1 pseudogene is annotated in these 250 nt (G+C 48.8%); it reads left to right on the forward strand.

Features of this window, described 5'->3' with window-relative positions:
• Nucleotides 1-123 precede the first annotated feature (123 nt).
• A pseudogene (locus tag AK963_RS33000) lies at nucleotides 124-250 on the forward strand (transposase); the annotation flags it as partial.

The following is a 250-nucleotide window of genomic DNA, read 5'->3' on the forward strand; positions in this document are numbered from 1 at the left end:
CCTCTCGATTGGTCATGGCGCTGCTCCCTGCTTGATACCAACAGGAAAACAATCGGCCAGAAAAGGGTTAATCGGGAGGTCAAATTAAACTGGTGTTTTGAAGACTTATTACATCGGTGATGACAGACTCGGCTAAACAAGCTTGATCAGCAAATCCTTACCCTCTATGCCCGAGGCATGACCACCCGTGATATTGCCGAAGCCATTCACGAGATGTACGGTGCTGAGGTGTCGCCTACCTTGATATCCA

The sequence above is a fragment of the Endozoicomonas atrinae genome (assembly GCF_001647025.1).
Classification (GTDB): Bacteria; Pseudomonadota; Gammaproteobacteria; order Pseudomonadales; family Endozoicomonadaceae; genus Endozoicomonas; species Endozoicomonas atrinae.